8 protein-coding genes and 1 pseudogene are annotated in these 9,405 nt (G+C 62.1%); all 9 read right to left on the reverse strand.

Annotated elements, in window-relative coordinates:
- Nucleotides 1-94: 94 nt before the first annotated feature.
- Nucleotides 95-3,184 (reverse strand): type IV secretion protein DotO, encoded by a 3,090-nt coding sequence (locus tag DY926_RS16100; RefSeq protein WP_116704273.1) that lies wholly within the window; start codon nt 3,182-3,184, stop codon nt 95-97.
- A 38-nt stretch (nt 3,185-3,222) separates the two neighbouring features.
- Nucleotides 3,223-3,708: a hypothetical protein gene (locus DY926_RS16105; protein ID WP_148707832.1), complete on the reverse strand. Its 486-nt coding sequence runs from the start codon at nt 3,706-3,708 to the stop codon at nt 3,223-3,225.
- 55 nt (nt 3,709-3,763) lie between these two features.
- A complete protein-coding gene (locus DY926_RS16110; RefSeq protein ID WP_116704275.1) occupies nt 3,764-4,153 on the reverse strand; it encodes a hypothetical protein in 390 nt (129 codons plus the stop codon).
- 34 nt (nt 4,154-4,187) lie between these two features.
- Nucleotides 4,188-4,739 carry a hypothetical protein gene (locus tag DY926_RS16115; RefSeq protein ID WP_241503280.1) on the reverse strand — a complete coding sequence of 184 codons (552 nt, stop codon included), beginning with the start codon at nt 4,737-4,739 and terminating at the stop codon, nt 4,188-4,190.
- 7 nt (nt 4,740-4,746) lie between these two features.
- Entirely contained in the window at nt 4,747-5,958 is a 1,212-nt protein-coding gene (locus tag DY926_RS16120; protein WP_148707833.1) for a hypothetical protein, read from the reverse strand.
- Between the two features lie 51 nt (nt 5,959-6,009).
- Nucleotides 6,010-7,374: a hypothetical protein gene (locus DY926_RS17955; RefSeq protein ID WP_241503281.1), complete on the reverse strand. Its 1,365-nt coding sequence runs from the start codon at nt 7,372-7,374 to the stop codon at nt 6,010-6,012.
- Entirely contained in the window at nt 7,371-8,306 is a 936-nt protein-coding gene (locus DY926_RS16130; RefSeq protein WP_116704277.1) for a DotH/IcmK family type IV secretion protein, read from the reverse strand. Before DY926_RS16130 ends, DY926_RS17955 begins: the two co-directional genes overlap by 4 nt.
- Complete coding sequence (locus DY926_RS16135; RefSeq protein WP_116704278.1) at nt 8,307-8,954, reverse strand: DotI/IcmL/TraM family protein; 648 nt, start codon at nt 8,952-8,954, stop codon at nt 8,307-8,309.
- A gap of 2 nt (nt 8,955-8,956) precedes the next feature.
- Nucleotides 8,957-9,405, reverse strand: a pseudogene (locus DY926_RS17425) (hypothetical protein); the annotation flags it as partial.

Consider the following 9,405-nt stretch of genomic DNA (forward strand, 5'->3'; position numbering starts at 1 on the left):
CCGCCCGCCCGACTATGCCTGAAATAGCATCTGGCTGGGTCAATTCCTGATGAAAAACCCGGGTCAGTTCTCAGTGAAAATCAACAGTTTCGTTTCATGGAGACAGTATCGTGGGGCCCGTTGTGGGTGCGGACGTGTCCACCGAACTTTCCTGGCGGATGACGGTGCCGAGCCCCGTTCCGTTGATGATTTCATCGGCCAGTTCACTTACGACACCCCCCATCGCCACGGACCCGGTTTCTCCCTGGCGGGTCCGGGCCTGCTTCCGTCGCTCGATTTCCGTCAGTGCCGTGCCGCGCGGAAAGACCTGCGCCAGTCTCCGGCGGGCTTCCGTCGTGCCCAGTGCGTCATAGACCCGGCGGCGCAGGGCCGTATCTTCGGGAGTTGTGGAAAGGGCCCACAGTTCGATCGGTCCCATGAGGTTCAGGACATGAAGCTCGTACCACGCGCCATTGACGAGGATCTGGAGGATCAGTGGCGAGCCGGCCCCATCCTGTCGCGGGCCAGTGAGGCCGGTTTCGAGTATCTGGTGACCGGCAGTGGTCAGCCGGAATGTCTCGGCAATTTCCTTTGCTTCGTCGGGATTGGCCGCGCCAAGGATGAAGCGTCCGGTGGAATGCTGGATGAGATAGGTGCCGAAATCCGCGAGTTTCTGGCTGGCAAGCCCGATCTTCACGTTGAGTTTGGCGCCACGGCGGGCAGCTTCTTCGAACTGGCGCTGGATAAGTGGCGCGCCCGCCGTGCGTTGGAACTCGTCGCAGCCGATGCGTTTGAAGGATTCACGGAACTCGCGAAACCGTCGCTCGTGGTGGGGCCGCACATGGGCCGGGACATTGTTGGCTTCGTCGGGGTCGAGGAAGAAGTTCCGGGCCATGATCTGGAAGCCGAGCAGGAACATGAGTTCCGTCTGGCGCTGTGACTCGCCGGGCCCTTCGGGCGCGACACGGGCAATGTCCACCACGATGATGCGCGCGTCGCCAAGGTCCAGCCTGGTCGGCTGGTTCAGCGTGGGATAGCGGCTGATGAACGAAGTGATGTAGCGGTGGAAGATGTCGATCGAGCTTTCCTGCCCGCCTGTCGGATTGGGTTTTTCAAACGGAATCCTGATCCGGTCTTCGCGTATGGCGTCCAGCAGGTCCGCCATGACGGGCACCGCCCGCTGGGTCGCAAAGTGTGCGAACCGCATGTCACCGGCCTGCGCGAAGGCGTCGGCAATGTCCCACCATGTCGCGTATTGCGCGACGTCAATGCGCAGGCTGGCGAGGCGTGCGTCCACGTCGGGATGCATGCCGGCGCGGTACATCTTGGGCCTGACCGACGGCCCTTCATCGGAATAGAGTTCATAGACACAGGTGATCACCGCCGAGATCAGCTGGTTCATGCTCTCGAATGCCTTGCCATCCAGCGGGGTGCAGACCAGCGAGAGGAAGTTTTCGAGAAACGTGCGATGATAGCTCAGGGGTTTGCGGCAGCACGCTTCGGTGTCGAATATGTTGTAGGCATGTTCGGCGATAAGCTGAAAGGGCACATGCACTGCAAGATGCCGGTCCTCGGGGCGCAGGCCGTTGGTCACCATGTCGACAAAGCCGCCGGTGGAATCCCCGATGTCGAGCTTGCCGATCATGGGGATGCGCGGTCCGTCATCGCTCATGCTCGCATTGCTGAGCAGGGTTCCGAGGAGCAGGGCGTTGTCGAGGACGGACTTGCCGCGTCGCGACGGACCAACAAACAGGTCAAGCACGGCGCCCCGTCCGGCGCCCGACGGATCATAGAAGACGATCTTTCCGTCCGCCGCGCGGAACATGACCGCGCCGTCGCGCCATGGCGCGGCCTGGCGCGCCCATGGCATCAGCGTCAGGGCTTCGGTCAGGGGGGCGGCGGTCGGTGGTGCGGTCGATGCGATGGCGAGACCTGGCGCCGAGGACATGACACCGGCGAGCGGGTCACCACATACGCGCGTGGCGCTGGCGCCACCCCATGCGCCAATGGCCTGCTGCAGGCGGGACGCACGGATCGCGAGGCGTTCCTCATCTCCCATGCTGGCCCGGGTCGCAAATGACACCCTGAATTTGGTGATCGCCTCATCCTGGCGTGCCCGGATGGCGTCGAGTTCCTGAAAGGCCATATGGATGGCCCTGTTGGTCCCGAACTTGAGAAAGGTGGCGATGGCGGCCTTCCAGCTCATGTAGCCGGGGCGTGCGCCTTCTATCAGCGCGCCCATGCGCCAGGGCATCCTTCGCTGCGCCATACGGGCTGCAAGCTCGGTAAATGGCGCAAGCGCCTGTGCATCCGGCGCGCGGGTCATGTCCACGGGCGTCCAGTCATTCACCCCGAGACGCGCCCAGGAAAATCCCGGCGTATAGGCGTCGTCCATGAAGACCTGTTCACGCAGTGGTGGCCAGAGCATGTCCGAAATGTCGGGCGGCGGGTCTTCGTCGGGGATATGCTGGGGCGGGCGGTCCAGTGGCGTGGAAGGCGTCCAGTCCGCTCCCGCGGTCTCTGGATAGACCTCCTCGCGAATGGCCCGCAGGCCATCACGCGGTGCCAGTGCTTCCACCATGACATCGCGTGTTGCCATCGCCTCCAGCACCCGCGCGACGAACGCGTTATGGATGGTCGCCAGCTCCGGGCTTGAGAGAAAGGGATTCTGTGCATCGCCGATCGGGGGAACGCTGGCCCTGTCGCGTCTGCGTCGTTGCGCGATAAGCTTCTGCTCGGGGCGGGAGAGGCGACCTGGACGGGTCCACACCACAAGCCATATCCGTTCCTCGCGCATGTAAGGCGTCAGGACACGGGCGCGTTCGGTGAACACATCCTCGAAGCCCGCATTCAGGGCACGTGCTATTGCGCGCCGGTCGGCAAGGTTCTGCTCGATGATGCCGCGGACTGCATCGGGATCGGCGGAGTAGCAGAACTGCAGGGCGTGTCCGGGCTCGGTGAACAGGCTGGCCAGTTCGTCACGAAGGGCTTTCGAAGCAGTAACGATATCCTGCTTTGTCGCGAGCCGGCGCAGCCCGCCGATGCGCAGGACAGTAGCGTAATCGCCGCCGAACGTAATGAGGCCGCTGGTATCGCATGTGGCAAGGTCGCAGAACGATGTAATTTCGCGCCGGAATGCCCTGGATGCGGCACTGAGGGTACGAAGTATGGCGTTTGTCGGGCTTAATGCGCGGCGTAGCGGCACACGCCTGCGGCCGGCTTCCGGTTTTTGCCGTCCTGTTTTCATAGCCCCGCGGCCCAGAGACGAAGCGTGCGTGTATAGAAATCAGGGTCAGCGCCGAACCATTGCCCACGCATGAGGATGCGCAGTCCGGATGTCCCCTGTCGGCCGAAAAGGTCATCGCACGGTGTGTTGGAAACGATCCTGCGCAGCGCGGCAGGCGAATTGGTGCCGAACCTTTCCTGCGCCTGCTCGCGTAATTTGTAGAGTGCCAAAAATACCAGGTTTGCCTGTTCCGCCCGGGCGGCACCCTCGCCGCTGGCAGCGTCGGGGTGCGTCTTTGCAACATATATTGCGCTGGCAAGTCGTCCCAGCACCCCCTGATCCATCTGGGGCAGCCAGATGAGGACGGCCACCGTGTCGATGTCCGGCTCGTCGAGTGCATAGGCTGGCGCGCAGGTCGGGCATAACGGGATGTCCGCGACCGAGAGTCGGGCAGTTGTATTGCGGCAGCACATGCAGTCCTGGCCTGCCGTGACCGGGTTCATGGAGAGCCTGAGAGCGCCCGTGGGCGCCCTCGCATGCGTGATGGGGTCAAACATCTTACTGGTCGAACAGCATCTGCTTCTGTTCGCCGGTGACGGCCGGGTTCTGCTCGAAGAGCGTGTAGGACGTGGTGCGGGCGAGGAACGGAAGTGTCAGCAGGAATCCGCCGCAGACCACTCCGGTGAGCACCATGCCCATGCGGATGCCTGCGTTGGGATTGCGCTGGTGCTGGTACCAGGCGAATACGGAGATCGCGAGGAGCAGGCCGCCGCCTACCCAGCAGACCATGTTCATCAGATAGCTCCATGCCAGATTGATATGGGTGGTCGCGTTCTGTGCGATCTGGTCGATGGCCTGCGCATGCGCGGGCATGTCGGTCAGGTGCAGTGTGAGGGCGGAAATCCCGAGGACACAGGCAAGTTTTCGGGCATGATGAAGCTTGTTCATGTATAATTCACCGTATGGATCTGGCGGAGCGTTTTCATGACGACCCGAGATTCAGCTCGACAAGGAGCTTGGGGCCGATGACGTCCGCGTTCATGACAAGGAAACCACCGACCAGCATGATGATGTTGAGTCCGGTGGATGAGTTGTTGGTGCCTTTGGCGCGCCCGACCTGCCGGATGATCGCGAAGTAGACGATCAGCGCGCCGTAGCTCATGAAGTAAAACCGGAACATGCGCAGTATCGCCGAGAACACCTTGACCGGTCCGCCGGTAATGGCGCTGGTCAGGGTGTCGATCGACACGGCGGCCGGGGCGTCGCCGCCGGAAAGGGACGCGCTTGTATCAAACCCGAGCGTCTGGTTGCCCATGTTCAGGAACTGGGGAAATGAAAGCAGTGTCGCGCCCACGAAAATCATGAATTCAGGCACGAACGGCCGACCGACCATACCGGCGGCCTGGGCCGAGCGTTCATAGATCCCGTAGACGCCGCCAAGAAGGAATGATGCCCCGCCAATATAGCAGAGCATCGGCAGAACCCATTCCAGTGCGGCCCCGATATCCGCGACGAAATTGAACAGTCCCTGCATGGGATGGTTACCGGATCACGCCGTGTTCGGTCTGCACGACCCAGCCGTTCCGTTCCTGCCTGACGGAGATGACCTTGCCCCACGCGCCGAGAACGGCGCCGGGTTCGACGCGGATCGGATTGCCACCTTCCGGGCCTGCCAGGATGGCGATGTCGGGAGCTGCGGCCTGAACCGAGTAACGCGGCAGGGCAACGGCCGGCGCGACAGGTGCATCGTGGTGCGCGCTTTCATGATGGGCCGGTTTCTTCTCCTGGGGCGGCGTCTGCGGTGTCTTGGCGGGTGGCGTGGCCTGGGGGGCTGCATTCGCCTGCGTCGCCGGTTCTGGCGCGGGGGCAGGCGCGGGCTGCGCCCTTGTGGCCTGGTCGTGGGCCTGCGTTTCCAGCATGTCCTCGCGGTGCCGCAGTTCATCCAGACGGCCGGCGAATTCGCCCATGCCGGTTGCGAGTTTCTCGCCGAACGCCTGCTGCGTCGTCTCCAGCCTGTGTTCGAGTGTATCAACGTGGTCGGACAGTTCTTCCATCCGGTGGTTGATTTCTACGAGAAGGCGGTCTTCGGCCGTGGGCTGCGTTGAAGGCGTCGCAGACGCTTCATGTCCATCCGCGGCTGATGCTGTCTGCTCTTCCGGCGTGGTTGATGCAGACGAGGGTTGCATGCCGGTTGGCTGCGTGTTCGGAGATGAACCCGTCGGCGCCATCGGGGCGATGGGAGAGGCGCTCTGGGTCGGAGCGGTGGATGGAGACGGAGCCATGGTCGAGGCTGGAGTGCCGGCCTGTCCGGGTCCGGCGGGAGGCGATATGTTCGTCGCTTCAAGCCGGGGAGGCGATATGCCAGCCCCCTGCGGTGCCATCTGGGCCGGTGCGGGACTGGTTGTCATGCCATCGGTGTTGGAAAGACCCTGCTGCGGCGTGACAAAGGGGACCGAAACGCCGTGGTGCGCGGCAAACGCGGCCCCGACGCTCAGGCCTCCGATCAGCAACCCGGCACCGATGTAGATGTTCCGGCGTGACGAGACTTTTCCGGGCACGTGCGGTTCGTCCTGCGGAACATGGCCGCGTGCTGTTGTCATCTGCGCCGGTCCCTGCGGGGCTTCCGGTGCCGTGGCGTCCGGACCGGGCCGGGGCGGTGGACCACCCAGGCTGTCCTGCTCCTTACTTGCGGGCGTGCGCAGCATCGTCACCGACCCGCCGTCAATTTCCTGCATGAGTGCGCTACCTTTCATGATACCTCTCCTTCGTCGCGCCATTGTGCGGCGACTGGTTGTGGGTGCGGATCAGGGCGCATAGACGGGTTCATCAAAGATGACGCCGACCTCGGCCCCCTGTTTGAGCTTGACCGTGGACTGCTGTGCGGTCTGCTTCTGGAGCACCTGCGAGAGCTGCTCTCCCATCCGCCCGGCGGCGGCACCCATCTGCTGGGCAAGATTGAGATGGGTGAACGAGGTCATCCCGTATCCGCCGGTGTAGGACGTCGTGTTCGCGCTCATCATTGCGTTGCCGAGCCCCTCAACGAAGGCCGCTGCCGTTGGCAGGATGATGCGGGTGGCGAGATGCTCGTGTACTTCGGACGCGACGCCGGTTTCGGCAGTTTTGGGGGATACGGCGTAAGCCGAGACCGCAATGGGGTCTGTATCGCCGATCATCAGGTGGTCAAATTTGATGATGAGCCGGTCGTTCTTCATCTGGAACGCGCCGCTGATACGCGCCTTGGCGAATGGACCTGAATCTATCTCGACAAGCACCTGGTCCCCCAGATCGCTGTTCGAGGTGATGACCGAATGGCCGTAGACTCCCCGGCCTGCGGCAAGCATGGGCTTCTGTCCCGCGTGTGATGACTGGCTGGCGTTTCCCGCAGGTGACGCCTGTGCGCCACTGTCATTCGTATGTTCGGCGCTTCGGCCAAAGGCATCGCTCCGGGCTGTCGTGGGAGCGCTCGAACTGGCGATGCTGTTGCCGCGGCGGGTGGAAGGACGGCTGTCATCATCCGGGAGCATCATTTCAAGCTGGGAACCATGTCCGGACCATGCGGCGATCAGCTCGGCCTGTGCTGCAAGGCTGATTGCAGGCTCCTCATGCGTCGTATTCGCGTGTGGCGTCTTCGTGGCTGACTGTGATGAGGTCTGCCCGGCCCCGTCAGGAGCATTGCTGAACGGATCATTCACCTGTGGCGGGCGTGGTTTCGGTTCTGTTTGCGCCTCCTGTGCGGGATGTTTCTGGTCGGGCGTGCCGGGCGGCGGGGTTGCCGTGTCGTTTTTTGTCTGTGTCGGCGTCGGGGAGGCCAACGTGCCGGAGCCGTCTCCCAGTTCTGCTATGTGTTGTTCTTTCGGGAGATCACGACCGGACAGGGCGGGCGTATAGGATTGATTCTTTTGTGCCGCTTCCTGGGCGTTTTTCTTTTCCTGCTGATTTGTGATTTCGCTGAGGCGTGACGACTGGTTGCTACCACCCGCGGGTGCCGCAAGCGCCGGCGTCTTCACGCTTTCCGAATGCGGCGTATCCCGCTTTCCGACATGAAACACGAAGTACAGGACCATGGCGCCGATCACGAACAGCACCACAACATAGGCGGCAACGCGGCGCGTATCGTCGAGGCTCGTGCGTAGCCCGGTTCTGGTGGGGGTATCCGGCTGCGCGTTCACGGGCCATCCTTCGTGAGATGGAGGGGAAAGGGCGGTGTTCCGGCACCGTTATTCACCAGGACTTCCGGCGTTTCAGGAATTTCAAAAACCGTGAAGCCGTACTGCGCCTCGTGCCCCGTAGGGCCGGGGGAGACGACTTCGTAATTCGTTCGCAGATACATGTGACGACCGTACTGCCAGGCGCGTATGCGGTCCGGGTCTCCACCTGAAACCAGAAGCGGGACTGCTTCGGCCGGGGGGGTGCCGTCGAGCATCGCGTTGAAAAATGAAGAACCCGTGGCCGGTATGTCTGGTCCCGTACTTGGCCTGTCATGCGCGTTTGGGCCGCGTGCAGCCACGCGCGCGGTAAGGTCGGCGTCGTATGAGCCAGTTCCTGCCACGATCATGAAACTGATGGGTTTGGGCGCTCCCTTGAGACTGACGAGCACACCGCCATGCGCGTAGCGTGTAACCGGCGTGAGCTGCAGCACGTTCGAACCCGGCTCCGGTACACAGGCATTTATCCCGACCGGGCGTACGGCGGTGTTATGCCCCGCCCCGTCCTGGTCGCAGCCACCATTCTTGTTGCTGGCGATATCCCATGCGATCGGCCAGGGCTGTCCGGTTTCATCAAGGAAAGTAATGGACGCCGGATAGTCCTGTGCGATGCGTATGATATTGATCGTCCCCCCGGCCGCCATTGCAACCGTTACGGAGCGCGAAACCGGCACGACGATCCGGTGCGGGTCATCCGCACCGTCAAGCGCCCGTTGGCCTGCGTCAAAGCGGTCGTAAAGCCTGTCCATGGCCTGTGGCGGGGGCGGGAGGCTGCCCGCATAGACGGGATCGGCATGCTCGGGCCTGTCATCATGATTGAGGGACTGCGCGTACATGGCCGGGAATGGGGCTGAGGCAAGCGCCAGACCCAGTAATACCGTGCGTGATGAGAGCATTCAGTCACCGCCATCACTGGCACGAGGTGCGTTCAGCTCCGCAATGACCAGCCCATCGGGATGGAGGGGATCATTCGTCCGGCGGATTATGACGTTGACGGCAAGCTGGTCGGTCTTGGAGCCGCTGCCGTTTTCCCATTTGAGGTACATGGGGAAATAAACATGCCATTCATAGTCCCCGCGCGGTGTAATTCCTTCCCATCTGACCGAGCCTGCGGATTTGAGGGATGCCGTCAGCATGACCCTCCTGGCCTTGATAAACTCGATGTTCCCTGGCTTCTTGAAGGCATCGAGCCATGTATTCCATGCCGGGGTGGTGAAGTATTGGGCATAGGATGAAAGTTGCTGCGCATATTGCAGGAAATTGATCGTATAAAGGCCGGTTACCTTCTCGACGCTCCAGTTCGTAACCTGAGCGTCCGTGAAATACGGCTGGTCGGTGACGATCAGCTCTCGCGGCTTTCCGAACGGGTCGTGATAGATGTGCTTCACGCGGGGTGGATGCGTGATTGCCACGAAAAGGGAAATCGCCAGACCGACGTTGACGATCATGCTGACAATAAGGGTGAGCGTCAGCCGCCCCATCATCAGTTGTCCGAATGCCGGGTCAAGAAGACGCCGTGTAGTTGCCTCAGCGGTATTGCGCATGTTCACGCGAACCCGGCGGCATAGGTGGCAAGGCGCCTGCGGCCGAGGAGACTGCAATGTACGGTTTTCTGGTCGCGTGGCGAAACAAAGAAGATGCGGCTGGTGACGCGGCAGATTTTCTTGACCATCTGACCTGCCACCGTGCTGTTTTCAGGAACGGCGAACGGATTGTCAGACGGGCAGCTCGTGCGCAGCGTGAGGCCAGTCCTGGCGGGAAGGCCCGCGCGACGCGCGGCCTCGCCAACGGTCTTGACCGTCAGGCCAAGAATTCTGGCAATGAATGCGGGGCTGTAAAGGCGTTTCCAGAGTTCGGCGAGATGGGAAACGGCCCTGTCATCCCAGATTGCGCGGCCGGAACGGTTGCGCGAGACCAATCCGGAAAAGTCAAGTTTATTTAAATAAGTATTTGATTTTGTGATTGAAATGTGCGGGGGGGGGGGGGCGCCATGAG

Source organism: Komagataeibacter melaceti, from assembly GCF_003403295.1.
GTDB classification, from domain to species: domain Bacteria; phylum Pseudomonadota; class Alphaproteobacteria; order Acetobacterales; family Acetobacteraceae; genus Komagataeibacter; species Komagataeibacter melaceti.

Coding starts and splice junctions, on each gene's coding strand:
- DY926_RS16120 (WP_148707833.1), bottom strand. CDS start 5,958: ATGAAAGGTAGCGCACTCATGCAGGAAATTGACGGCGGGTCGGTGACG.
- DY926_RS16105 (WP_148707832.1), bottom strand. CDS start 3,708: ATGAACCCGGTCACGGCAGGCCAGGACTGCATGTGCTGCCGCAATACA.
- DY926_RS16115 (WP_241503280.1), bottom strand. CDS start 4,739: ATGCAGGGACTGTTCAATTTCGTCGCGGATATCGGGGCCGCACTGGAA.
- DY926_RS16130 (WP_116704277.1), bottom strand. CDS start 8,306: ATGCTCTCATCACGCACGGTATTACTGGGTCTGGCGCTTGCCTCAGCC.
- DY926_RS16110 (WP_116704275.1), bottom strand. CDS start 4,153: ATGAACAAGCTTCATCATGCCCGAAAACTTGCCTGTGTCCTCGGGATT.
- DY926_RS16135 (WP_116704278.1), bottom strand. CDS start 8,954: ATGCGCAATACCGCTGAGGCAACTACACGGCGTCTTCTTGACCCGGCA.